The sequence below is a fragment of the Actinoallomurus sp. NPDC050550 genome, assembly GCF_040655075.1.
Classification (GTDB): Bacteria; Actinomycetota; Actinomycetes; order Streptosporangiales; family Streptosporangiaceae; genus Actinoallomurus.
Genome location: NZ_JBFAJC010000004.1, coordinates 102,561 through 125,930 on the forward strand (window position 1 = coordinate 102,561; position 23,370 = coordinate 125,930).

Below are 23,370 nucleotides of genomic sequence, written 5' to 3' on the forward strand. Positions count from 1 at the left end.
GGGTCGCGGTCGTTCTGGCGCCGTGGTCCCGCTCAGAGGGCGGGCTTGCCCGCGGAGTAGACCCACGCCTTGAACAGCTTGTCCAGGTCCTTGTGGGTGAAGTGCTCGGTGAAGGCGATGAACTGCGCCGTCGTGTCGTTGCCGTAGCGGTGCGCCGCCGGCCACGCCTTGATCAGCTTGAAGAACGTCTCGTCGCCGACGGCCTTGCGGATCTGGTGGATCGTCATCGCGGCGCGCGTGTACACGAGGTCGTCGAAGATGTGGTCACGGCCCGGGTCGGCGACCTTGCCGCTCCAGTCGGTCTTCGCGGAGGCGTACGCCTCGTCGAACAGCTGCTGCGCGGTCTTGCCGCCGTGCTGCTCGCTGTACAGCCACTCGGTGTAGGTCGCGAACCCCTCGTTCAGCCAGATGTGCTTCCACTGCGCCGGCGTGACGGAGTCGCCGAACCACTGGTGCCCCAGCTCGTGCGCGAGCAGGTCCGCGCTCGGCAGCGCACCGGCGGCGCGCCGCGCGTAGACCGGACGGCCCTGGGTCTCCAGGGAGTAGCCGACGTTCGGGGCGAGCACGTCGATGCCGCCGACGGAGCCGAACGGGTAACGGCCGAACAGCTTCTGCTCCCACTCGACGACGTTCGCGGTCGCCGTGTTGAAGTCACCGGAGGGGGAGGCCACAGAGACCGCGGGAAGGCGGCGCCGGTCGGTGCTCTCCGACGCGGTGGTACGGGCCGCCGCCTTCACCGCGGCCGGGTCGACCGCGGTGATGTTGCGCAGGCCGCTCGGCGTACGTGTGTCCTTGACGTCGAAGTGGCCGATCGCCACCATGACGAGCTCGCTGGCGGTCGGCTGCCGGTCGATCCAGCGGTAGGTGGTCGTCGACCCGTGCGTGCCGGTGCCGGCGGGCTCGCCGTTCGCGAGCGCCTTCAGGCCCTTCGGCACCGTGATGGTGAAGTCGTAGGTCGCCTTGTCACCGGTGCTGTCGTTGACGGGGTACCAGGTCGCCGAGCCGAACGGCTGCGACAGGGCCACGGCGCCATCGTGGGTGGCGATCCAGCCCGAGACGCCGAGCGCCTTGTCGTTGATCATCTGGGGCACGCCGGAGTAGGCGACGTCGACGGTGAACGCGCGTCCCTTGCGCAGACCGTGCCGGGGCGTGATCACGAGCTCCTGCGCGCCGGTGCGCGTGTACGCGGCCGCCTGCCCGTCGACCGTCAGCTTGCTGATCTTGAGCGGGCCGAGGAAGTCCAGGTCGAACCGGGACAGGTTCTGCGTGGCGGTCGCGAAGATCTTCGCGTGCGCATTGATCGCTTTGGTGCCGGAGTCGTACGCGAGCGACAGGCTGTAGTGCCGGGCGTTGTAGCCGCCGTTCCCCATGTCGGGGAAGTACGGGTCCCCGGCGCCGGGTGCGCCGGGCGTGAAGCCGCTCTGGGCCTCGGCGGCGGAAAGGGGGGTGAGCAGACCGGCCGCCGCCACGATGGCGGCGATCGACAGAGCTCGTGGGGTAAGCCTCGCCATGCAACTCTCCAGTTGTCTTCTGAGCACAACGCCCGAGGGGCAACGCGGGACACAGCATGCTCTCTGTCACCACGCACCACAAGGCCGCTTCGTCTATCACCACGTGGTCGGCCGCGTCGTCCCGTACAGCCACACCTGGAAGAACCGGCCGAGATCCTTACCGGACATCCGTTCGGCGAGCGCGATGAACTGCGGCGTCGTGGCGTTCCCGTGCCGGTGCTGACTCGTCCAGGCCCGCAGGATCGCGAAGAACGTCGCGTCGCCGACCTTCTGCCGGAGGGCGTGCAGGGTCATCGCGCCGCGCTCGTACACCGAACGGCCGAACAGCCGGGTCCGGCCGGGCGCGGCGGGGGGCACGGACCACAGGTCCGGGCTGTCGGTCTGCCGGTACCGCTGGTCGAACTGGGTCTGCACCGACGGCCCGGTGCCGTTCCGCTCGCCCCATATCCACTCGGCGTATGTGGCGAAGCCCTCGTTGAGCCAGATGTCGCTCCAGTGGGTGAGGGTGACGCTGTCGCCGAACCACTGGTGCGACAGCTCGTGGGCGATGGTGGTGGGATCGCCGCCCATCGGCCCGCCGTACTCCGGCTTGGTCTGGGTCTCCAGGGCGAAGCCCACCTGGACGTCGTCGACGACGCCTCCGGTGGAGCCGAACGGGTACGGGCCGAACAGCTTCGCCCACGTGTCGGTGACGCGCGCGGTCGTGTCGTACAGCTTGTCCACGGTCGTCGTCGTGATCGCGGGATCGACGGCCGCGTAGATCGGGATGCCGCCGGGCGTACGGCCGGTACGGACCTTGAACCGTCCCACGTCGACCATGGCCAGGTAGGTCGCCATGGGGGAGTCCTCGCGCCAGGAGTAGGTCGTCGAGTCACCGGTGGTACGGGTGCCGGTCGGCCGGCCGTTGGCGATCGCGGTGAGCCCGCGCGGAACCGTGACGCGGAAACCGAACGTCGCCTTGTCCGCGGGGTGGTCGTTGGAGGGGAACCACGTGTGCGCCCCGCTCGGCTCGTCGCCGGTGAAGACCCCGTCGGAGGTGGGGAGCCAGCCGTACCTGCCGAGTACCGGATCGTTGATCGCGTGCGGGTTCCCGGAGTACTCCACCTGGACGGTGAAGTTCCCACCCCGGGCGATCGACGTACGAGGGGTGACGACGAGCTCGCTGCCGTTCCGGGTGTACGAGGCGGCCGCGCCGCCGACCGTCACCTTCGAGACGGTGAGCCCGCTGAGATCCAGGTCGAAGCGGGTCAGCCGGTCCGTCGCGACCGCGGTGACGGTCGCGGTCCCGGCCAGCTCGGGAGTGGCGCGTGGCTTGATGCGCAGGTCCAGGTCGTAGTTCCGTACGTCATAGCCGCCGTTGCCGTCACCAGGGGTGTAGGGGTCTCCCACGCTGGCGGCCCCGACGCCCGGGGCCGCGGAGGCCACCCGCGACACCGGTGACCGCGCAGGGTCGCCGTTGTCCGAGCAGGCGGTGAGGACGCTGAGGGCCAGCGCGCTCGCAATGATCCGGGACGCATGGCTCACCGACCCAGCCTGACGGCAAAACGGCGATATGGGCAACTCGGCGCTTTACCCGATCCGGCCCGGGAAGGGGGTCTACCGGATCGGGCGGCACCCGCTTTGGCGACTTTTTACCGGCCGATTGCGGTCGATCTCCGCTTTGCCGCCGGCTCGCCGACTAGAGATTTCCGCGGCGTTCCTGCTCGCGCTCGATCGCCTCGAAAAGCGCCTTGAAGTTGCCCTTGCCGAATCCGAGTGAGCCGTGCCGTTCGATCAGTTCGAAGAAGACCGTCGGTCGGTCCTGCACCGGCTTGGTGAAGATCTGCAACAGGTAGCCGTCCTCGTCTCGGTCCACCAGGATCCCGCGCTTCTGCAGCTCCTCGATCGGCGCGCGGACCTCGCCGATGCGTTCGCGCAGCTCCGGGTCCTCGTAGTAGGAGTCGGGCGTGTTCAGGAACTCCACGCCCGCCGCGCGCATCGCGTCGACCGCGTGCAGGATGTCGCCCGTCGCCAGCGCGATGTGCTGCATGCCGGGGCCGCCGTAGAACTCCAGATACTCGTCGATCTGCGACTTCTTCTTGGCGATCGCCGGCTCGTTCAGCGGGAACTTCACCTTTCTGGTGCCGTCGGCCACGACCTTCGACATCAGAGCGGAGTACTCGGTGGCGATGTCATCACCGACGAACTCCTTCATGTTGGTGAAGCCCATGACGCGCTGGTAGAACTCCACCCACTCGTCCATCTTGCCGAGCTCGACATTGCCGACGCAGTGGTCGATCGCCTGGAAGTGCCTCTTGGCGGGCGGCGCGACGATGGGGTCGACCGCGACGTATCCCGGCAGGTACGGGCCGGAGTAGTCGGTCCGCTGGACGAGCGAGTGCCGTGTCTCGCCGTAGGTGGCGATGGCCGCGATCACGACCTTGCCGTGGTCGTCCTCGAGGACGTGCGGGGCCTCGACGCTCCGCGCGCCCTGGGCGATAGCGTGCCGGTAGGCCGTCTCGGCGTCCGGCACCTCGATGGCCAGGTCGATCGCGCCGTCGCCGTGCTCCGCGACGTGCCGGCCGAGGTCGGTGCCGGCGCGGACGGCGCCCTTGAGGACGAACCGCGCGCCGCCGGACTCCAGCACGTACGCGGCCTCGTCCCGGCTGCCGGTCTCCGGCCCCTTGTACGCGACGCACCGCATCCCGAACGCGGTCGAGTAGTAGTGCGCCGCCTGCCTGGCGTTGCCCACGGCGAACACGACGGCGTCCATGCCCTTGACGGGGAACGGGTCCTCGCGGCGCGCCTGCGGTGCCCCACGGTCGTCGGTGCGCTGCTCCGGCGTCAGGTCCTTCTGCTCGGCTACGTCGGTCATGGTTACTCCCTGCGCGGTAGTGAGCGACGTTCCCCCACAATGTCGATCGTCGGCTACATAGTGCGCAAGGCGCGTCGACTTCACTGCACAACCTGTACAGTATGCGCGGGGAGGCAGGGGCATATCTGTACACCCTGACCAGGTGGCCGAGAGGGCGACATGATCGATGACCTGGACGCCCGGCTGATCGGGCTGCTCACGGAGGAGCCGCGCACCGGTGTGCTGGAGTGCTCACGCCGGCTCGGCGTGGCGCGCGGCACCGTGCAGGCGAGGCTGGACCGGCTCCAGGAGCGCGGAGTCATCCGCGGGTTCGGACCGGACGTGAACCCCGCGGCGCTGGGCTACCAGGTCGCCGCGTTCGTCACCCTGGAGATCAGGCAGGCCGGTGGCCACGACCCCGTCGCCGACCGGCTGGCGGCGATCCCCGAGGTGATCGAGGTGCACACGATCACCGGCGGGGGCGACATGCTGTGCCGCATCGTGGGGCGGAGCAACCAGGATCTCCAGCGCGTCATCGACCAGATCGTCGACGTGGAGGGCGTCCAGCGGACGTCGACCGTCATCGCGCTGGCCACGCCCGTTCCGCAGCGGACACTGCCCCTGGTACGAGCGGCCGCCCGACCCTGAGCCCGGCGTCCGGTCCGCGGCGACGGTCCGGCCTGCGGCAAGGCGGCATAAGCCGAGCGCCCGGCCTGAGGCGAAGGTCCGGCGTATAACGGACGTCCAACCTGAGGCTGGCGTCCGATTCGAGGCGAGGGTCCGGAATGTGACGGGCGTCCGGCCTGGGGCGAGGGTCCGGCATATGACGGACATTCGGCCTGAGGCTGGCGTCCGATCCGAGGCATGGGTCCGGAATGTGACCGGTGACCGGTGTCCGGGCCGAGGCGAAGGTCCGACCTGAGGCCGGTGTCCGGGCCGAGGTGAAGGTTTGATTTGAGATGGGCGTCCGATCCGAGGCGAAGTCCGCATAAGACCGGCGTCCGGCCCTGGCGAGCGTCATTGCCCCGCACGCCACGTGCGTGCGGGCAATGACGGATACGACCGTCCGGCCGTCCTCAGCGTGGACCTTTTTCGCCCACGCTGAACGCGCCGGCCCAGAGCCAGGATCCGGCCGGCGCCGGACGACCCAAGCCGGTGATCAGAGGTGGATCAGCCGCCGACGTACGGCGTGGCGTCGAGGATCTCGACCTGCATGCCGCGCCCGTTCGGCAGCGTGTACTTGGCCTTCTCGCCGACCTTCTTGCCGTTGATCGCGGCGCCGAGCGGGGACTTGGGGGAGTAGACGTCGATCGGGGCGCCGCTCTCCTCACGGGAGGCCAGCAGGAACGTGACCTCCTCGTCGTCGCCGACGAACTGCACGGTCACGGTCATGCCGGGTCCGACCACGCCTTCGGTGCGGGGGGCCTCGCCCACGCGGGCGTTCTGCAGGATCTGCTGGAGCTGGAGGACGCGGCCCTCCTGCTTGCCTTGCTCCTCCTTGGCAGCGTGGTATCCGCCGTTCTCCCGCAGATCCCCTTCGTCGCGAGCGGCCTCGATCTTCTGCGCGATCGCGATCCGGCCCTCGCCCGTGAGGTAGTCCAGCTCAGCCTTGAGCCGGTCGTACGCCTCCTGGGTGAGCCAGGTGACGTTCTCATTGCGGGTTTCGGTCACGGGTACTCCTCATCCACATGAAGTGCGGCCGTTGAACTCTCTAGGCTACCGGCATTTGAACGTGAAGTAGCCGAGGGACGAGAGCTTTATGCCGTTATGACGTTCATGTTTGTTCCCCGGCGGGGAACCCTTTTTAACCTGTTCGGCAGTCCGTGACGGTCACGGATGTGGCGCGTGCGGAGGTCGGCAGCTCCTGGTGTCTCTCGACGCTGCCGGTCCCCGGCGGGATGGTGATCTCGGTCCGGCCGAGCTCGCCGTGGTCGGTGCCGTACGCGACGATCGCGCAGCGCACGTTCTCGCCCTTCGGCTTGCTGACCTGGTAGTGCACGCGCGCCGATCGGTCGGCCAGCTGGAAAGAGATTACCTCCGGGGTCACGCCGGGCTTGCCCTCGGAGTATCCCACGATGATCGCCCAGCCCACGGCGCAGACCGCCACGAACACGCCGATGACCCCGTAGGCCACCATGTTGCCCTTGCGGGCGGTACTGCTCGTGCTCATCGGCGTCGCGGCGTGGCCGCCTCGGGGGTGGGACCGAGGGCGAACACCGCATCCCTCCCTCGAATGTCGGTGGCGGTCGTTACCGTGTCCGCGCGCGGGAATCTCCGTGCGGGGGTCCGGTGTTCTCCGGAAGAATCCTTCTCGGCGGGAGCGGCCTCCGGCGATCCGGTGGCCGCGCACGCGACGATTACGACCTTACGCTCACGGGGAGCCTACGTTGTCCGAGGTATCGACCGGTTCGGAGCCGTTGCGCCTGATGGCCGTCCATGCTCATCCGGACGACGAGTCCAGCAAGGGTGCCGCCACCATGGCACGTTACGCCGCCGAGGGGGTTCAGGTGCTGGTGGTCACCTGCACCGGGGGTGAGCGCGGCGACATCCTCAACCCGGCGATGGAGAAGCCGGAGATCAAGGCCAACCTCGCGGCGGTGCGCATGGAGGAGATGGCCAAGGCGCGCGAGATCCTGGGCGTCGAGCAGCAGTGGCTTGGCTTCGTCGACTCGGGGCTGCCCGAGGGCGACCCGCTGCCGCCGCTGCCGGAGGGTTGCTTCGCCCTGCAGCCGCTCGAGGTGGCGAGCGAGCCGCTGGTCCGGGCCATGCGGGAGTTCCGGCCGCACGTCGTGCTGACCTATGACGACAACGGTGGCTATCCCCACCCGGATCACATCATGTGCCACAGGGTCTCGGTGGAGGCCTTCGAAGCGGCCGGCGATCCCGACCGCTACCCCGGCGCCGGTGAGCCGTGGCAGCCGCTGAAGCTCTACTACCACATGACCTTCCACCAGAAGCGGTTCGAGGCCGAGCACGAGGCGATGATCAAGGCTGGCCTCGAGTCGCCGTACGCCGAGATGCTCAAGCGCTGGCAGGACCGCCCGCTCCAGTGGGAGATCACCACGCAGGTGCCGTGCGCCGACTACTTCGAGGTGCGCGATCAGGCGCTGCTGGCGCACGCCACCCAGATCGACCCGAACGGCCCCTTCTTCGCCTGCCCGACGGACATCAAGCGTGAGGCATGGCCGACCGAGGACTACCATTTGGCGCGTTCCCTGGTCGATACGGAGCTGCCGGAGGACGACCTGTTCGCCGGCGTCCGGGAAAAGGTGTGTCTGCCATGATGGTTCTCGCCGTCAACGAAGACCAGGTCACCCCTGGCGTGGTGGCCTTCTTCATCGTCGCGGCACTGGGCCTGACGCTCTTCTTCCTGATCCGTTCGATGAACAAGCAGATCCGGAAGATCGAGGCCCCGAGCGAGGAAGAGCTCCGGCAGGCCGACTGGGAGCGCCGGCAGAAGGAGAGCGCCCGGTCCAAGGAGAGCGCCGAGTCCAAGGAGGACGAGCGCGACGCCTGACCTCTCGCTCGCGGCAGACCTTCCCGCGGCGGCGAGGCGACCAGCGCAGCGAGCCGGCACCACGACCGGATCGGCACCACGACCGGATCGGCACCACGACCGGATCGGCACGGCGGGACGTTGCCGGGCGACGATCGGCGCGGCGGCGTGACCGGCTTCGCGCGGTGACCGGTACGGCGAGACGTTGCCGCGCGGCCACCGGCGTGGCGAACCGGCACCACGACGGGGCCGGCGCCGCGAGGCGGCCGGCGAGTCGACCGGCGCGACGGGATCGGCGCCGCGAGGCGACCGACTCCACGCGGCGACCGGGCCGGCAGGGCGGCCGGCACCGCGATGGGACCGGCGCCAAGGGGCGGCCGGCGCGGCAGAGCGACCGGCTCCGCGCGACGACCGGCGCGATGACCCGGCATCGCGGCGCGACCAGCGCGGCGAGGGGCGGCCAGACCGGTGCGTGCGGCGCGAGTCGTGTGCCCCCGAGCGGCCGGGTCAGGTGAGCGACCGGGCGGCCGGGTCAGGGCGAGGCGGATACTCCGGGATCGCGGCCGACGGCGTGCGGTCGCGAAGGCGATCCAGCCGGCCGGCGATCCCGGCTCCGATGACGATCACGGCCAGCCCGGCGACGGCGTCGGCGAGGTAGTGGTTGCCCGTCCCGATCACGACGGCGACCATGAAGACCGGGTAGGCGACCGCGACGACCTGGAGCCACCGGCGGACGGTGTTGCGGGCGATCTGCCAGCCGCACCAGGCCGCCCAGCCCACATGGAGCGAGGGCATCGCGGCGAACTCGTTCGTCAGCCCGCCCAGGCCCTTCGGCGCGCTGGCATCCCCGGACCACCAGCCCCAGTCCTGGTACTTCGCGAGCGTGTCGACGAAGCCGGGCAGCATCCGCGGCGGGGCCGTCGGGAACAGCGAGAATCCCACGAGCCCGAGCAGCGTGGCCACGACAAGGGTCGTACGGGCCCGCGCGTACTGCCAGGGGCGCTTCTTCCAGAGCCAGACGAGCACGATCGGTGTGACGAGGTAATGCAGGGTCGCGTAGGCGTACGACATCGTGACGCCGAGGATCGGCCAGGCGGAGACGGCGTGGTTGACGGTGCGCTCGTGGGCGACGCGCAGAGCCTGCTCGATGCCCAGCACGTGATGCGCGTCGGCGAGCGCCTGCCCGTGGCCGGCGGCCACCAGCACGCGCACTCCGTCGTACATCAGGTACACAGCCAAGAGCAGGAGCACCTCTCGCCACCAACGGCTACGGGTCCGGAAGGAGGCGGCCTGAAGCGGGGGTGGTGCCGAATACACCCGGGGAACTTTCGTCACCAATGCGGGACCCCCTCCGCCGTCGTACCTCTGGTCGAGGTCGCTCGGTACCCTCATGAAACGGTGTTATGTGTAACGTACATCTACCTACTTCATTCCCCGCAGGGGCCCAGGGGTCCCGTGGTGTCTCACGAGGAGGCTCTCAGGAGGCCTTCAGGTAGTCCTCAACTCCGCAGGTCACTATGGAGGGGTGAGCGAAGCGCGTCTCCTGGTGGTCGAAGACGAACCCAACATCCTCGAGCTGCTGTCCGGCAGTCTGCGGTACGCGGGATTCGAGGTGGCGACGGCGACCGGCGGCACCGATGCCGTCCAGGTCGCCCTGCAGCGCCGGCCGGACCTGATCGTGCTGGACGTCATGCTGCCCGACATGGACGGCTTCGACGTCATCCGGCGGCTGCGCGGCGGCGGGGCGCACATTCCCGTGCTGTTCCTGACCGCGCGGGACGCCACTCAGGACAAGATCCGCGGGCTGACGCTGGGCGGGGACGACTATGTCACCAAGCCGTTCAGCCTCGAAGAGGTCATCGCGCGCATCCGCGCCGTGCTGCGCCGTGCCCAGGGCGGCCCGGCCGAGCCCCCGCCCCGGCTGAGCTTCGCCGACCTCGAACTGGACGAGGAGAGTCACGAGGTGTGGCGGGCGGGCAAGCCCATCCAGCTGTCGCCCACCGAGTTCAAGCTGCTGCGCTACTTCATGACCAACGCCAATCGCGTGTTGTCCAAGGCGCAGATCCTCGACCACGTCTGGGACTACGACTTCCGCGGCGACACGGGCATCGTCGAGTCCTACGTCTCGGTGCTGCGCCGCAAGCTCGACAAGCTCGGCCCGCGCCTCATCCATACGCTGCGCGGTGTCGGTTACGTGCTGCGCCTGCCGCCGGAACGCTGATGACCGTCTGGGTACGGAGCCTGTCCGCCCGGACCCCCCTGCGGATCAAGCTCATCGCGACCATGCTGGCGCTGGTCGTCCTAGCGCTGATCGCGGTGGGAGTGGTCAGCGTCTCGGCGATGCGCTACTACCTGGTGCGCAAGGCTGATGATCAGCTGCACCAGACGGCCGGCCGCGCGGTCGCGGCGGCCCTTTCCGGCAAGCACCTACCCGGCCCGATCGGCCGATCCGTCGTGCAGATACGCGACGCCCAGGGGCAGATCCGTGAGAAGAGTCCTCCTCCGCTCTGGGGGCCCGCTCCGCCGGACCCCGCCGTCCCGGACGACCCGGCCTGGCTGGATCAGCACGCTCAGCGATCGGTGACCATCGGCGCGGTGCGCGGAGACGCTCGCTGGCGCGTGTACGTCCTGCCGGCCGGAAGCGCCTACATCGTCGTCGGCACCGACCTGACCGATGTCGGGCACACCATGGGCAGGCTCGTCGGCGTCGAACTGATCGTCGGCAGCGTCGTCCTCGTCCTCGTCGCCGGGCTCGGGATCGCCATCGTGCGCGCCAGCCTGCGGTCCCTCGAACGGATCGAGCACACGGCCGCCGCCATCGCAATGGGCGACCTGTCACGCCGTGTGCCCGACGCCGACCCGCGTACGGAGGTCGGCCGCCTGGGGGACGCCCTCAACGGCATGCTCGCCCAGATCGAGTCGGCCTTTCACGCGCAGGCGCGGTCCGAGGCCACCGCCCGCGAGTCCGAGGAGCGGATGCGCCGCTTCGTCGCCGACGCCAGCCACGAACTGCGCACGCCGCTCAGCGTGATCAGGGGATTCGCGGAGTACTACCGTCAGCGCGGCGACGTCGACCGCGCCGAACTGGACAAGCTCATCGGCCGGGTCGAGGACGAGGCGGTCCGGATGGGCGCGCTCGTCGACGACCTGCTGCTCCTGGCGCGCCTCGACCAGCAGCGCCCCCTCGACATGCGTCCCGTCGACCTGCTCGCGCTGGCCGCCGACGCCGTCCACGACGCGCGCGTGCTGGACCGCGACCGCGAGATCACGCTCTCGGTGCGCAGCGGTTCGGCGTTCATCGTCACCGGCGATGAGCTACGTCTGCGGCAGGTCATCCGCAACCTCCTGAGCAACGCGCTGCAGCACACCCCCGCCGGCACACCGATCGAGGTGACCGTACGCTCCGGTCGGCTCGGCGACGCTCCCGCGGCCGCACTCGAGGTAGCCGACCAGGGGCCGGGCATGCCACCCGAGGAGGCGGAGCGGGTGTTCGAGCGGTTCTACCGCGCGGATCCCGCGCGGGGCCGGGGCGGTACCGGTCTGGGGCTGGCGATCGTCGCCGGACTGGTCCACGCCCATGGCGGCGTGGTGGAGGTGGAGACGGCCCCTGGCAGCGGCGCCACCTTCCTGGTCACCCTTCCGCTCGACCCGGACGCGATCGACGCGGATCCGGCCGAGGCGGCCCGTACGTAACAGGCGGGCCTCCAGGCTCCAGCCGGGCTCCGACGTCCCTTCGGGCCGGAGACGAGAACGGCGGGCCCCGGAGCAGGATCGGCCGCCGTTCGACGCCGACGGCATCTGCGGGCCGCCGATCCGGCTCGTGGACCCCGCGTGGCGCCCGCTGGCTGGTCGCCACTCTGTCGCCGGCGCCCTCATGAGGCGGGCGGCGCGTCCGTCGCGGCACAGCCGCGCGGCCCGGTTGCACGGCGCCGGCCCGCCGCCGTCGAGCGCGCCGCACCCGGCCGCGCAGCAATCTTGCGGCGGCTCAGGCCGCGCCGGCGCCGACGCCGAGCATTGCGCGGCCGTGGCTGCCGACTCACCGCCCGACGCCATGCTCGATGACCAGCGCACACGCCGCCACCCCGATCGAGCCGCCGCTCGAGCTCTTCAGTCAGGCGGGCAAGCTGTACGCGGACGCGGCTGCCCGACGGGCATCGCCCACGCGACCGCGTATATATGCGAGGCCGTCGGCCATGCGGGCGCCGGCAATGCGAGGCCGTCGTCGCCTGCGACGACGATGCGGCGGGGTGCCGAGTGCGGCCGTTCCTCCCGGGCCCGGCCGTCTTCGGCTCTTATCAGGGCCTTATTGGGAGAACTTTCAGGGTCGCCTCAGGAGCGCTCCAGCCCGGGCGGCCATCCTCAAAGAGTCAGACAAAGTACGGACTTTGGGGGACGAAGCAATGGAAACCCACGACCGGCCCGCGGGCGAGCGTCCCGAGGAGTCGCAGGCCGGGACGACACCATCCGTGGAGTCACGGACGGGTTCCTCGTCCACATCCGAAGCACGGCCCGACGACGTCCGCTCCTGGCCACCATCCGAGCAGCCGCCGTACGGGGAGCGCCCCGGACCGGGGACCCCGGCATCGCCGGCGCACGAGACGCAGGGCGGGCCGCAGGCGTACGGCCCGCAGGGACCGCAGCCTGGACCACAAGCACACGACGGCCGCGACGATCAGCCGTACGGCGCGCCGCAGGAGGCGGCGTACGGGCCTCAGGGAACGCAGCCGGGACAGGAGGCACACGACGGCCGCGACGATCAGCCGTACGGGGCGCCGCAGGAGGCGGCGGCGTACGGTGCGCTGGGAGAGCGACCGTCCCCGGGCGCGTACGGTTCCGGGGCTGAGGCGCCGCCCTACGGGGGCCCGTACGCGTACCACCAGCAGGCGGAGGCGAAGCCGTCCGGCTGGTGGACGGCACGGCGGCGGGCGGCGGCCGGTGGCGTCGCGCTCGCCCTGGTACTCACGGGGGGAATCGCCGGCGGTGCCGTCGCGGCGCTGATCGACAATGGCCGCACCGTGTTCGCGAGCCCGACCGCCGTCCAGCCGGCCTCCAACAAGAGCGCCACCGGCATCGCGGCCATCGCCCAGGCGGTACAGCCGAGCGTCGTGTCCATCACGGTGACCACCGAGACCGGCCAGGGCGAGGGATCCGGGGTCATCCTGCGCTCCGACGGCGTGATCCTCACCAACAACCACGTCGTGGCCGACGCCGCCCAGGGCGGCCAGATCTCGGTGAACTTCAACGACGGCAAGAAGGCGTCGGCCACCGTGCTCGGCACGGACCCGTCGACGGACCTCGCGGTCATCAAGGCGGCCGGCGTGTCCGGGCTCAAGCCCGCGACACTCGGCAACAGCGACCAACTGCAGGTCGGCGATCCGGTGGTGGCGATCGGCAGCCCGCTCGGCCTGGAGGGGTCGGTGACCTCGGGCATCGTCAGCGCGATGCACCGCACCCTCAACGAGGGCGACAACGAGCAGCAGCAGCCTCCCGGGTTCGGGGGTCGGCAGGGCCAGTCGAACAGCTCGTCGGCGACCATCGGTGACGCGATCCAGACCGACGCGGCGATCAACCCGGGCAACTCCGGCGGTCCGCTGGTGAACGCCTCGGGCCAGGTCATCGGCATCAACACGGCGATCGCCACCTCGGGCGGCAGCAACGGAAACATCGGCGTCGGGTTCGCGATCCCGATCGACACCGCCCGGCAGGTCGCCGACCAGCTCATCAAGTCGGGTAAGGCCACGCACGCCTATCTCGGTGTCTCGCTGTCCGACGCGGCCGGCGACCAGCAGGGCGCCCTGATCGCGGGCGTACAGAAGGGAACGCCGGCGGCATCGGCCGGCCTTCAGCAGGGCGACGTCGTCACCCAGGCCGACGGTAAGGCCATCACCGACGCGCAGACCCTGTCCGCGGCGATCCGCGGACACCAACCCGGCGACAAGATCTCGCTGACCTACGTCCGGAACGGCAGCAAGCACACGGCCAGCGTGACCCTCGCGTCCAACTCGGGCAGCTGACCCGAGCGACGCGTCGGGCGGGGAACCGTCCGGACGGCCCGGCGGAGAGCGTCCCACACAGGGACCCTCTTCGCCGGGCCGCCCGCGTCCGCGCGCAGCCGCATGCAGCGCACGTAGTTCCATGCCGACGGGATTGCGCACGGTCTGTCCGGCCCCGACCAGGCCGGTGCCCGCCACGACATGGCCCCCTCCGCAGACCGGCTCGACGAGCAACCGCCATCGACGCCGGCTGGTGACCGCCGACGGTCAGGCGGTCGTCCCCGGAGACCGCTCCGATGGCCGCCGGCCCCGAAAGCCGTCCGCCGGGCCAGCGGACGTCGTGAACCGTGCACACGCCGGGGCGTCGATCACCGCGGACGAGGCAGACGTCCAGGCACGGCCGTCGCGGTGAACTCTCGGTCCGCCAGGCTTTCGGGCACCTCACCGTACGGCCTGGGCGAGGCTGACTCGATACCGCGTACGGCCCCGGTGAGGGAGCCTCGACCATCCGAGGCATCGTTCGCCGGGTGCCAGAGCGCGTCCGATGGATCTCTGTCCGGCTTCGCGGCATCCAGGGCGCGCCTCGCCGCGTTGTCGCCCCAACCGACGAAAACGCGCGGAGGCGGCGTCGCTGACGGTCGCGTATCCGACGCGCCCCAGGCCCCGACCAGGACGCCGACGCACACTGATACCGGCACCGGGCGACAGGACCGGACCGACCCGTGTCAGCGCGGGCGGGGACGGTGCAGCCGATCCGGCGGCCTGACGCGGTCGACCTGGTGGCCTGACGCGGCCGACTCTGAGGGGCTGGCGCGGTCGAGTCGGCCGGCCTGACGCGGTCGACCCGGGGGCCTGGCGCGGCCGATCCCAGGGGGCTGGCGCGGCCGACCTGGCGTGGGTGCCACGGCGGCCTGGGGCTCCGTCCATCGGTCACGGGCGATCGATCTCGTCGGCACCGTAGCCGGAGGCGGGAGCAGCGTCTGGCTTCGAGACGGGCCGGAGGCCGTCAGGCGCCGGGGAAGGTGCCGTCCGGAAAGCCGTCCGTGCCGGTGCCGGTCGGCATCACCACGTGGTCGCCGGGGGACAGGCCGCCGGTGACCGCGACGTATCGGTCACTTCGCACCCCGAGACGTACGGTCCGGGTGATGGTGCGTCCGTCGTGCCGTACGAGCACGGTGGCCGTGCCGTCGGGCTCGGCTCGGACCGCGTCCGAGGGGACGTACAGCACGCTCTCGGCCTGTGCGGTCACGACATCGACGGTCGCGCTCATGCCGACCAGCACGCCGGCCGGCGGGTCGTCGAGGGAGATGTTCACGCCGACCCGCGCGAGGTTGCCGCTGGTGGTGGCCGCCGGGTCGATGCCGGTGACGGTGCCGGAGTACTGCCCGTTCGTCGACATTCCGAGTCCGATCGTCGCCCGCTGGCCGAGCTTGAGCCGTTCGACGTCGCCGAGCGAGAACAGGGCCCGCACCTGGAGGTCGGTCAGGTCGCCCAGCGTGATGAAGCCGCCGGCGCTCGTGCCGACCTGGGAGCCCGCCGTTCCGGCGATCGACAGCACGGTGCCGGCCATGGGGGCCTTGAGTGTGGTCGCGGACAGCGTGCGCTCGGCCTGTCGTGCGTCGACCTGGGCCTGGGTGACCTTGGCGGAGGCCTGTTCGGCCGCGCCCGCCTGGCAGCCGCCTCCCTTGCCCGCACCGCCGCCGGGACTACCACCGCCCGAGCCGGGCTTGCCGCCGTGCGCCCCATGGCCGCCGGGCGTCGGGTGACCGCTCGGCTTGGGGTGACCGCTCGGCCTGGGATGGCCGGTGGGCCGGGGAGACCCGGTCGGCTTTGGACTCCCGGTCGGCCGCGGCGTGTGGGTGGGCGTCGGGGTGGGGGTGGGCGTCGGCGAGGTCGGAGTGGGAGTCGGCGTTGGTGTGGGGGTGGGCGAGGTGCTGGTGGGCTGCGGGGTGGGCGTCCGTGTCGGGCGAGGATGCTGGTAACCGGCCGTCTGTACCGTCGATCCGGCCGCGCTCCCGCTTCCGCCGGCCGCGGCGGTGTTCCCGGACCCGCTCCCCGCGCCGGACCCGCTCCCCGTCCCGGAGCCGCCGGCGCCGCCGGAGCCCGTGCACACGCCGTTCAGCGCGTCGGTGTAGGCGCTCTGCGCAGCCGCGAGCGCGGCGTCGGCGACCTCCAGCTGCTCCTGGGCCGCGGTGTCGTCGAGACGGGCGAGGACCTGGCCGGCCCGTACCCGGGCGCCCGGCGCGACGCCGATCTCCTTCACCGTTCCCGAGGTGCCGAAGACGAGATCGCGGGTGTTCGCGCTCCGTACGCTCCCCGCGGCGCCCGCCGTCGCCGTCACGTCCCCGCGCCGCACCACGGCGTACGCCGTGCCGCTCGCGGAGGTGTCGCCGACGGCCACCACCCCGGTCGTCAGCATGACCACCGCTCCGGCGGTGAGCCACGGTGGTCTCCGAAGGTCGCGCATGGTCGGCCGATTCACGCGTCGGATCCTGGCGGATGAAGGTCACAGGGACCCGAACCCATCCTCAGAGTTCGCTGAAAGCGGGCTCTCCGAGCGCGGCCGGCCACTGGTCGTGGCCTCGGCGCCGGCGCGACGGCCGTACGGGCTCACAGAAAGCTTTCAGGGTCGGATCAGGTTCGCCCAAGCAGTCTCCGGGACGCTGTGGCGAGTGAAATCCCTCCTCCATCGCCGTGGCGTGCTGATCAACGGCGCGCTGGCCGTGGTGCTCATCGGCGGTGCCGGGTTCGCGTACCTTTCGCTGGACGATCACGCGGGCGCTTCGTCGCCGGGCCGGATCGTCCGGGTGAGCCGTGGCACCATCGTCGCCTCGGTGTCGGCCTCCGGCACGGTCGCGAGCGCCAAGTCCCGCGACCTCTCGTTCACCACGAGCGGCACCGTCGACAAGATCAACGTTCAGGTGGGCGACAAGGTCGACAAGGGCCAGGTGCTCGCCACCGTCGACGACGCGAACGCCCGTGACAACCTCGAGGCCGCGCAGGCCGCCCTCGACGCAGCCGAGGCCGGTGACACGTCGACGGCCTCGGGCTACTCGTCGTACATGCAGGCGAAGACGTCCTACAACAATGCCAAGCGCGCCCTGGAAGGTACCGAACTCACCGCGCCGTTCAGCGGCACCATCGTCGCGGTCAACGGAACGGTCGGCGGCTCCTCCAGCGGATCGACCAGCGGGTCGGCCGGAACGTCTGGATCGTCCGGTTCCAGCGGTTCCGGCGGTTCCGCGGGCTCCGGAGGCGGGTCGGGCGGCGGCTCCGGCGGCTCCGGCGGCTCGGGCGGCTCGGCCGGCTCCTCGAGTGGGTCGGGCGGCGGGTTCATGACGATCGCCGACACCTCCAAGCTCGTGGTCACCGGGAACTTCACCGAGGCCGACGTCGCCAAGGTCAAGAAGGGCCAGCAGGCGAGCGTGACCTTCGACGCCGTCCAGAACGCCCAGGCGGCCGGCAAGGTCACCCAGATCGACCAGACCGCGACCACATCGAACAACGTCGTGCAGTACGGCGTGACCGTCTCGCTCACCCACCCGCCCACCGGCCTCCGCATCGGCGCCACCGCCACCGTCAGGGTGACCACCTCGCGGGCGGAGAACGTGCTGTACGTCCCGACCGCCGCCGTCCGGACCGCCGGGGGCCGCAGCACGGTGACCGTGCTGCAGAGCGGTAAGCAGGCGATCCGGCTCGTGCAGACCGGCGTCCAGGGCGACCAGGGCACCCAGATCACGTCGGGGCTGGGCGACGGCGACCAGGTCGTTCTCACGTCCACCGCGACGACGGGCACCGGCGGATTCCCGTCGGGCCGCTTCCCCGGCGTGGGCGGCGGGGGCGGAATCGGCGGCGCCCGCGGCGGTGCCGGCGCCGGAGGCCGAGGGTGACCGTCCTCGACGTCCAGGACGTGACCAAGGTGTATGGGGCGGGCGACACGGCGGTGCACGCGCTGCGCGGCGTCCGCCTCGCCGTCGACGAGGGCGACTATGTCGCCATCATGGGGGCGTCCGGCTCGGGCAAGTCGACGCTCATGAACATCCTGGGCTGCCTCGACGTGCCCACCGGAGGCCGGTACCTCCTCGACGGGCTGGACGTCGGCGCGCTCGACGACCGGCGGCTGGCGATCCTGCGCAACCGGCGCATCGGGTTCGTGTTCCAGTCCTTCAACCTGATCCCGCGGATGAGCGCCCTGGCCAACGTCGAGCTGCCGCTCGCGTACGGCGGCGTGAAGGCCGCGGAGCGGAGGCGGCGGGCCCTCGCCGCCCTGGAACAGGTCGGCCTCGCCGACCGTGTCGGCCACGAGCCGAACGAGCTGTCCGGCGGCCAGCAGCAGCGCGTCGCCGTCGCCCGCGCTCTCGTCACCGCGCCGGCGCTCCTGCTCGCCGACGAACCCACCGGCAACCTCGACACCCGCTCGACCGCCGACGTGCTGGGCGTACTCGACCGGCTCAACGGCGACGGCCGCACCATCGTGCTGATCACTCACGAGGACGACGTCGCGCGCCGTGCCAAGCGGGTGATCCGGCTGGTCGACGGGCGCATCGTCGAGGACCGCCGTACGGCCCCCGTGGCCGGTCCGCCGTACGGACCGGCGGGGATGGGGGCGGACGCCCGATGACGCTGGAAGTACTCCGGTTCGCCCTGCGCGGGCTGGCCGCGAACAAGCTGCGCAGCGGCCTGACCACCCTCGGCATCCTCATCGGCGTCGGCGCCGTGATCATGCTGGTGGCGGTCGGGAACGGCTCGTCCCAGCAGGTGCAGAAGAACATCGAACGGCTCGGCACGAACACCCTGACCGTCATGCCGTCCACCGCGGGCGGCCGCGGCGGCGGTGGCGGGGGGTTCGCCCGCCTCTTCGGCGGGGGAGGCGGCGCCGCCGGGCGGGCACAACAGCAGACCGGGCCGCGCGCGCAGGCCAAGACCCTGACCGTCGAGGACGCCCGCGCCCTGGCCGACTCGGCGAACGCCCCCTCTGTCAAGACCGTCTCGCCGGTGGTCACCTCATCGTCCGTGAACTCGACGTACGAGGGGACCGCCCACGCGATCCAGCAGTTCGTCGGCACCTACCCGGCGTACTTCGAGGCCTCCAACGACCCCGTGGCCCGGGGGACGTACTTCACCGACGACGACGTACTGAACGGCCGCAAGGTCGTGGTCATCGGGAACACGGTGGCCGAGGACCTGTTCGGCACGGTCGACCCGGTGGGCAAACAGATCACCGTCAGCGGGGTGAACTTCACCGTCGTCGGGGTCCTGAAGACCAAGGGCTCGTCCGGCTTCCAGGACGCCGACGACGTCGCGATCGCGCCGCTGCCGGTCGTTCAGCAGAGCCTGACCGGCTACGGGGCGCTGAACCAGATCGTCGTCCAGGCCAAGACGCCCAAGGCGGTGGACACCGCGCAGACCGAGGTCACCGACATCCTGAACCAGCGGCACGACATCACCGGTTCCAACACCGCCGACTTCCAGATCCTGAACCAGGCGAGCCTGCAGTCGGCGATCAGCAGCAGCAGCCGGACGTTCACCGTGCTGCTCGGCGCGGTCGCGGCCATCAGCCTGCTGGTCGGTGGCATCGGCATCACCAACATCATGCTGGTGACCGTCACCGAACGGACCCGCGAGATCGGCATCCGCAAGGCCATCGGAGCGCCGCGCGGCGCCATCCTCGGCCAGTTCCTCGTCGAGGCGACCGTGCTCAGCCTCCTGGGCGGGCTCCTCGGGGTCGCCGCCGGCGTGATCGGCAGCCAGTTCAAGGTCGTCGGTGTGCAGCCAGTGATCGTGCCGTCCTCGATCGCGCTGGCGCTCGGCGTATCGGTCGCGATCGGCCTGTTCTTCGGCAGCTACCCGGCCAACCGCGCGGCCAAGCTCCGGCCCATCGAAGCACTCCGCCACGAATAGCGAATAAGGAAGAACCATGCCTGGTACACGGCGCAAGGGCAGTGACGCACCGCTCGATGACGTGCCGCCGGAAGAGTTGCTGCGCACCTCGCCGTTCGACGGGGACCTGGCCGAGGAACTCGCGGCCGCCGAGCCTCGGCCGGCCCGCCGGATTCCCTCGGCCACCGCGTTCCTCGCGGCCGGAGTGCTGGTCGTCGCCGGCTTCGTCGGTGGAGTGCAGGCGGACAAGCAGTGGGGCACGAAGCAGTCGCCCGCCGGGTTCGCCCAGTTCGCGCGTGGATCCGGCCAGGGCGGGGGCGGCTACCCCGGCTTCGGCGGGGGAACGGGCCAGCGCGGCGCGTTCGGCCAGGGCGGCTTCGGCCAGGGAGGGACGGGCCAGGGCGGCGCGGCGCCCGGTACCGCCCCGGGCGCGGGCGGCGGTGCCGCCTCCGGCGGAGCGGGCACGACCGGCACGGTCAAACTCGTCGACGGCGACGTCATCTACGTCCAGACGGCCAACGGGATCGTGCGCGTGAAGACGACCGGCTCCACCAAGGTCTCCGTCATCAAGAGCGCGAAGCTCACCGACCTCAAGACCGGCGCGCCCGTCGTCGTCCAGGGCACGCCCGGCCAGGACGGCAGCGTGACCGCCACCACGGTGACCCAGAACCACTGAGACGGGGCGCCTGCCCTGAGTGAGCCCCCGGCGCACGGCTGCGCTGGGGGCCGCTGTGGGCCACGTGCCGGGGTCCTACAGAGGGGACTACTTCGACCACGACCGGCGGCCGTCCAGGGGCACCGCCCCCGGTCCGTTCCCGCCTTGGGGCACCGATCCGTCTTGGGTCACCTGCCCCTGCCCGCGTTGGCTTGGGCGCAGCCCTCGGTCCGTTCCGCCGTAGGTCACCGGCCCCTGCCCGCATCGGCTTGGGGCGCAGGCCCCGGCCCGTTCCGCCTTGGGCACCGGCGCCCGGCCGCATCGGCTTGGGGGTGCAGGCCTCGGTCCGTTCCGCTTTGGGCACCGGCGCCCGCCCGCATCGGCTTGGGGGTGCAGGCCTCGGTCCGTTCCGTCTTGGGGCACCGGCGCCCGCCCGCGCGGGCTCAGTTCGGCGACGGCCGCGGGGAGAAGGTCGGCAGCAGCGGGCGGCAGACCTTCAACGCCTTGGCGACCTTCGGGTCCGAGGTCTGGAGCCCGCCGAGGAAGCCCATGCCGCGCCGCGCCCCCGGTGTACGGGCCGCGCCCGGCGAGCGTACGGCCCCGGGTGTCGGGGTCGGCAGCGTCACGCCGTGATCGCCCAGGCAGCTGCGGAACGCCTGGATCTGCTGCATCCCCTGGCGCTGTCCCTGCGGGGCGACCGACCGGCACGCGTCACGCGCCGCCTGGGGCACCTCGCCGAAGGCGCCGAACCCACCGCCGCGCCGCCCGGCCTGACCGGTCGGCCGGCCGCTGGGGCGGGCCGTCGGGATGTTCACGCCGTGACTGCGCAGACAGGCGGCGTACGCCGCGAAGCCGTTCCGGCCGGACCCGGCCGACCCGGAGGGCGAGGCCGCAGCCGTCTTGCCGCCGGAGGATCCGCAGGCGGCGCAGAGCAGCAGTGTGGCCGCCGACGCCAGCAGCGCCCCGCCATGGAGAGTTCGCATGGGGCGCCATGATGGCCGAGCTTCCTGGAGCCCGCCTTCGGCGCAGCTGAGAGATTGCCCAATGCCGCCCGCCCGGACCACGCCCGCGCGGGACCATCACCCCGCCGCCCGCCGCCCGCCGCCCGCCGCCCGCCGCCCGCCGCCCGCCGCCCGCCGCCCGCCGCCCGCCGCCCGCCGCCCGCCGCCCGTGCTGTGTCGTGTCGTGTCGTGTCGTCGAACCCACTTGGCCGTCGGTCGTACTCCGCCCTTCTCGTTATCGTGCGTGGGTGACGCTTCCGCCTCGCCCAGGAGCCCGCTGATGCCCCATCCGCCGAAGGTGTTCGCCGACGTCGAAGTGACCCCGCTGTGCGACGCGGTGGGCCCCATGGGCCCCGCCCTGCGCAGACCGCTCGACGAGACCTTCCCCGGAGCGACGGCCGAGCACTGGGCGGCGGTGGACGCCGCGGACTGGGTGCTGCACTTCCACTGTTACCTGCTGCGCGACCGCGCGGACCGGACGATCCTGGTCGACACCGGGATCGGCGGGACCGACGGTCCGGCGGCCACGTGGGCGCCCGTGCCCGGCAGGCTGATGGCGGAGGTCGCGGCGGCCGGGCTCCGTCCGGAGGACGTCGACGTCGTCGTGCTGACCCACCTGCACAGCGACCATGCCGGAGGAGCCGTCGTGGACGGTGCCCCCGCCTTCCCCGACGCGCGCTACCTCCTCCAGCGTGACGAGCTCGACTGGGTCCGCGGGCCGGTGCTGGACCAGGTCGTACGCCCGTTGGGCGACTCCCTCCAGGTCGTCGACGGCCTGGTGGAGATGGCCTCGGGGATAACCCTCGTCCCCACGCCCGGCCACACGCCGGGACATCAGTCGGTCGAGGTCGGCCCGCTCGTGCTCGGCGGCGACGTCGTCCTGCACCCGGTCCAGCTGGTCGACCCGTCCATCCGCTACGCGCACGACGAGGACGCCGACCTTGCCTCGGCGACCCGTACCGCGCTGCTGACACGAATCCGTGAACGCTCCGGCACCCTGGGCACGGCGCACTTCGCCGAGCCGTTCACCGAACTCCGGCATCCCGCGCCCGGCACGGTGCGCCAGTGAAACCGGCCGGACTCCGGGATCCCGCTCCCGGCTCCGTGCGTCCGTAGAACCGACCGAACGCCCGGCTCCGCGCGCCCGTAAAACCGGATGACGCCGGCGGCCTCCCGGCGCAGAATCCACACGTGGACAGGCCATGGACGCTCGACGAAACGGCGCACGCCGGCCCGGAGCACCTCGACGCCGGCTTCGTGGCCGGGTTCGACCGGAAACAGGGATATCCCGACCCCGCAGGCGATCTCGCGGTGTTCGCCGCTCACGGACTCGGCGGAACCTCGACCATCGCCGACCTCGGCGCTGGGACGGGGACGTTCGCGCTGGCCGCCGCGCGTCGCTTCGGCCACGTCACCGCCGTCGACGTCTCACCGGCGATGGTGGAGTTCCTGACGGACCGTGCCGCCGAGGCCGGGGTGCGCAACCTGGACTGCGTTCGGGCGGGCTTCCTGAGCTATGAGCACCGAGGGCCGCTCCTCGACGGGGCGTACACCCGTCATGCCCTGCATCAGCTGCCCGACTTCTGGAAGGCGGTCGCGCTCGACCGCCTCGCCCGGATGCTGCGGCCGGGTGGTGTGCTCCTACTGCGCGACCTGATCTACGACTTCGCCCCGGCGGAGGCGGAGGAGATCTTCGCCCGGTGGCTCGACGGGGCGGCCGACGATCCGACGCGTGGGTACACCCGGGAGGACTACGCCGAGCACATCCGGACCGAGCACAGTACGTTCCGCTGGCTGCTCGAGCCGATGCTCACCCGGGCCGGCTTCGAGATCGTCGGCGTCGAGTTCCGCGGGTCGCTGTACGGGGCCTACACCTGCGTCAAACGCTGAATATGCCGACCGCCCCGACCGATCGGCGGTCGAGGTCGGCTCGCTGGTACCCACGTCGTCCAGCCCCCGGTGGGGCTGGACGATCCGGCCCTCCGCCACGCGCACGACGAG

At 71.4% G+C, this 23,370-nt stretch carries 20 protein-coding genes; 12 read left to right on the forward strand and 8 right to left on the reverse strand.

The window, feature by feature from the left end; all coding sequences use genetic code 11:
- Nucleotides 1–32: 32 nt before the first annotated feature.
- The 3 genes from AB0I04_RS06875 to hppD all read right to left on the reverse strand — a co-directional run bounded on the left by AB0I04_RS06875 (nucleotide 33) and on the right by hppD (nucleotide 4,365).
- On the reverse strand, nucleotides 33–1,511 hold the full coding sequence (locus tag AB0I04_RS06875; protein ID WP_360880288.1) for a M1 family metallopeptidase: 1,479 nt from the start codon (nucleotides 1,509–1,511) through the stop codon (nucleotides 33–35).
- Between the two features lie 96 nt (nucleotides 1,512–1,607).
- Nucleotides 1,608–3,035, reverse strand: a complete 1,428-nt coding sequence (locus AB0I04_RS06880; protein WP_360880291.1) for a M1 family metallopeptidase — start codon at nucleotides 3,033–3,035, stop codon at nucleotides 1,608–1,610.
- A 154-nt stretch (nucleotides 3,036–3,189) separates the two neighbouring features.
- Nucleotides 3,190–4,365 carry a 4-hydroxyphenylpyruvate dioxygenase gene (gene hppD / locus AB0I04_RS06885; protein WP_360880294.1) on the reverse strand — a complete coding sequence of 392 codons (1,176 nt, stop codon included), beginning with the start codon at nucleotides 4,363–4,365 and terminating at the stop codon, nucleotides 3,190–3,192.
- Nucleotides 4,366–4,524: 159 nt separating this feature from the next.
- Between hppD and AB0I04_RS06890 the strand changes: the two genes are divergently transcribed.
- Nucleotides 4,525–4,992, forward strand: coding sequence for an Lrp/AsnC family transcriptional regulator (locus AB0I04_RS06890; RefSeq protein WP_360880297.1), 468 nt, complete (start codon nucleotides 4,525–4,527; stop codon nucleotides 4,990–4,992).
- A 522-nt stretch (nucleotides 4,993–5,514) separates the two neighbouring features.
- Here AB0I04_RS06890 and greA read toward each other — a convergent pair.
- Together greA and AB0I04_RS06900 are read right to left on the reverse strand one after the other, a co-directional pair.
- Entirely contained in the window at nucleotides 5,515–6,015 is a 501-nt protein-coding gene (greA, locus tag AB0I04_RS06895) for a transcription elongation factor GreA (protein WP_360880300.1), read from the reverse strand.
- Nucleotides 6,016–6,148: 133 nt separating this feature from the next.
- Entirely contained in the window at nucleotides 6,149–6,514 is a 366-nt protein-coding gene (locus AB0I04_RS06900; RefSeq protein WP_360880303.1) for a DUF4307 domain-containing protein, read from the reverse strand.
- Between the two features lie 256 nt (nucleotides 6,515–6,770).
- Here AB0I04_RS06900 and mca point away from each other — a divergent pair, with 256 nt between their 5' ends.
- Together mca and AB0I04_RS06910 are read left to right on the forward strand one after the other, a co-directional pair.
- Nucleotides 6,771–7,628, forward strand: coding sequence for a mycothiol conjugate amidase Mca (mca, locus tag AB0I04_RS06905; protein WP_360881030.1), 858 nt, complete (start codon nucleotides 6,771–6,773; stop codon nucleotides 7,626–7,628).
- The gene (locus tag AB0I04_RS06910) at nucleotides 7,625–7,861 is read left to right on the forward strand and encodes a hypothetical protein (RefSeq protein WP_360880306.1); all 237 of its coding nucleotides are present in this window, start codon (nucleotides 7,625–7,627) and stop codon (nucleotides 7,859–7,861) included. The genes mca and AB0I04_RS06910 overlap by 4 nt, the downstream gene beginning before the upstream one ends.
- Before the next feature lie 486 nt (nucleotides 7,862–8,347).
- Here AB0I04_RS06910 and AB0I04_RS06915 read toward each other — a convergent pair whose 3' ends face one another.
- Nucleotides 8,348–9,073 (reverse strand): phosphatase PAP2 family protein, encoded by a 726-nt coding sequence (locus AB0I04_RS06915; protein ID WP_360881032.1) that lies wholly within the window; start codon nucleotides 9,071–9,073, stop codon nucleotides 8,348–8,350.
- A 292-nt stretch (nucleotides 9,074–9,365) separates the two neighbouring features.
- Here AB0I04_RS06915 and AB0I04_RS06920 point away from each other — a divergent pair, with 292 nt between their 5' ends.
- The 3 genes from AB0I04_RS06920 to AB0I04_RS06930 all read left to right on the forward strand — a co-directional run bounded on the left by AB0I04_RS06920 (nucleotide 9,366) and on the right by AB0I04_RS06930 (nucleotide 13,854).
- Nucleotides 9,366–10,061 carry a response regulator transcription factor gene (locus AB0I04_RS06920; protein ID WP_360880308.1) on the forward strand — a complete coding sequence of 232 codons (696 nt, stop codon included), beginning with the start codon at nucleotides 9,366–9,368 and terminating at the stop codon, nucleotides 10,059–10,061.
- Nucleotides 10,061–11,533, forward strand: a complete 1,473-nt coding sequence (locus AB0I04_RS06925; RefSeq protein WP_360880311.1) for a HAMP domain-containing sensor histidine kinase — start codon at nucleotides 10,061–10,063, stop codon at nucleotides 11,531–11,533. Before AB0I04_RS06920 ends, AB0I04_RS06925 begins: the two co-directional genes overlap by 1 nt.
- A gap of 707 nt (nucleotides 11,534–12,240) precedes the next feature.
- Complete coding sequence (locus tag AB0I04_RS06930) at nucleotides 12,241–13,854, forward strand: trypsin-like peptidase domain-containing protein (RefSeq protein WP_360880315.1); 1,614 nt, start codon at nucleotides 12,241–12,243, stop codon at nucleotides 13,852–13,854.
- A gap of 985 nt (nucleotides 13,855–14,839) precedes the next feature.
- Here AB0I04_RS06930 and AB0I04_RS06935 read toward each other — a convergent pair.
- Nucleotides 14,840–16,315 carry an efflux RND transporter periplasmic adaptor subunit gene (locus AB0I04_RS06935; RefSeq protein ID WP_360880318.1) on the reverse strand — a complete coding sequence of 492 codons (1,476 nt, stop codon included), beginning with the start codon at nucleotides 16,313–16,315 and terminating at the stop codon, nucleotides 14,840–14,842.
- 190 nt (nucleotides 16,316–16,505) lie between these two features.
- On the opposite strand from AB0I04_RS06935, the gene AB0I04_RS06940 reads away from it, so the two are divergent.
- Genes AB0I04_RS06940 through AB0I04_RS06955 form a run of 4 tightly spaced genes read left to right on the forward strand, consistent with a single transcriptional unit; the run spans nucleotide 16,506 to nucleotide 20,389 of the window.
- The gene (locus tag AB0I04_RS06940; RefSeq protein ID WP_360880321.1) at nucleotides 16,506–17,723 is read left to right on the forward strand and encodes an HlyD family efflux transporter periplasmic adaptor subunit; all 1,218 of its coding nucleotides are present in this window, start codon (nucleotides 16,506–16,508) and stop codon (nucleotides 17,721–17,723) included.
- Nucleotides 17,720–18,454, forward strand: coding sequence for an ABC transporter ATP-binding protein (locus tag AB0I04_RS06945; RefSeq protein WP_360880324.1), 735 nt, complete (start codon nucleotides 17,720–17,722; stop codon nucleotides 18,452–18,454). Before AB0I04_RS06940 ends, AB0I04_RS06945 begins: the two co-directional genes overlap by 4 nt.
- Complete coding sequence (locus tag AB0I04_RS06950; protein WP_360880327.1) at nucleotides 18,451–19,734, forward strand: ABC transporter permease; 1,284 nt, start codon at nucleotides 18,451–18,453, stop codon at nucleotides 19,732–19,734. Before AB0I04_RS06945 ends, AB0I04_RS06950 begins: the two co-directional genes overlap by 4 nt.
- 16 nt (nucleotides 19,735–19,750) lie before the next feature.
- A complete protein-coding gene (locus AB0I04_RS06955; protein WP_360880330.1) occupies nucleotides 19,751–20,389 on the forward strand; it encodes a hypothetical protein in 639 nt (212 codons plus the stop codon).
- Between the two features lie 422 nt (nucleotides 20,390–20,811).
- On the opposite strand, the gene AB0I04_RS06960 is transcribed toward AB0I04_RS06955, so the two are convergent.
- On the reverse strand, nucleotides 20,812–21,351 hold the full coding sequence (locus tag AB0I04_RS06960; protein ID WP_360880333.1) for a hypothetical protein: 540 nt from the start codon (nucleotides 21,349–21,351) through the stop codon (nucleotides 20,812–20,814).
- 298 nt (nucleotides 21,352–21,649) lie between these two features.
- Between AB0I04_RS06960 and AB0I04_RS06965 the strand changes: the two genes are divergently transcribed.
- Both AB0I04_RS06965 and AB0I04_RS06970 read left to right on the forward strand, forming a co-directional pair.
- Nucleotides 21,650–22,438 carry an MBL fold metallo-hydrolase gene (locus AB0I04_RS06965; RefSeq protein WP_360880336.1) on the forward strand — a complete coding sequence of 263 codons (789 nt, stop codon included), beginning with the start codon at nucleotides 21,650–21,652 and terminating at the stop codon, nucleotides 22,436–22,438.
- A gap of 122 nt (nucleotides 22,439–22,560) precedes the next feature.
- Entirely contained in the window at nucleotides 22,561–23,259 is a 699-nt protein-coding gene (locus AB0I04_RS06970) for a class I SAM-dependent methyltransferase (RefSeq protein ID WP_360880339.1), read from the forward strand.
- Nucleotides 23,260–23,370: the final 111 nt, after the last annotated feature.

Excerpts from the sequence above, each read along its gene's own strand:
- AB0I04_RS06875 (WP_360880288.1), bottom strand. The coding sequence starts at position 1,511 with ATGGCGAGGCTTACCCCACGAGCTCTGTCGATCGCCGCCATCGTGGCG.
- hppD (WP_360880294.1), bottom strand. The coding sequence starts at position 4,365 with ATGACCGACGTAGCCGAGCAGAAGGACCTGACGCCGGAGCAGCGCACC.
- AB0I04_RS06890 (WP_360880297.1), top strand. The coding sequence starts at position 4,525 with ATGATCGATGACCTGGACGCCCGGCTGATCGGGCTGCTCACGGAGGAG.
- AB0I04_RS06900 (WP_360880303.1), bottom strand. The coding sequence starts at position 6,514 with ATGAGCACGAGCAGTACCGCCCGCAAGGGCAACATGGTGGCCTACGGG.
- mca (WP_360881030.1), top strand. The coding sequence starts at position 6,771 with ATGGCCGTCCATGCTCATCCGGACGACGAGTCCAGCAAGGGTGCCGCC.
- AB0I04_RS06910 (WP_360880306.1), top strand. The coding sequence starts at position 7,625 with ATGATGGTTCTCGCCGTCAACGAAGACCAGGTCACCCCTGGCGTGGTG.
- AB0I04_RS06925 (WP_360880311.1), top strand. The coding sequence starts at position 10,061 with ATGACCGTCTGGGTACGGAGCCTGTCCGCCCGGACCCCCCTGCGGATC.
- AB0I04_RS06930 (WP_360880315.1), top strand. The coding sequence starts at position 12,241 with ATGGAAACCCACGACCGGCCCGCGGGCGAGCGTCCCGAGGAGTCGCAG.
- AB0I04_RS06950 (WP_360880327.1), top strand. The coding sequence starts at position 18,451 with ATGACGCTGGAAGTACTCCGGTTCGCCCTGCGCGGGCTGGCCGCGAAC.
- AB0I04_RS06955 (WP_360880330.1), top strand. The coding sequence starts at position 19,751 with ATGCCTGGTACACGGCGCAAGGGCAGTGACGCACCGCTCGATGACGTG.
- AB0I04_RS06960 (WP_360880333.1), bottom strand. The coding sequence starts at position 21,351 with ATGCGAACTCTCCATGGCGGGGCGCTGCTGGCGTCGGCGGCCACACTG.
- AB0I04_RS06965 (WP_360880336.1), top strand. The coding sequence starts at position 21,650 with ATGCCCCATCCGCCGAAGGTGTTCGCCGACGTCGAAGTGACCCCGCTG.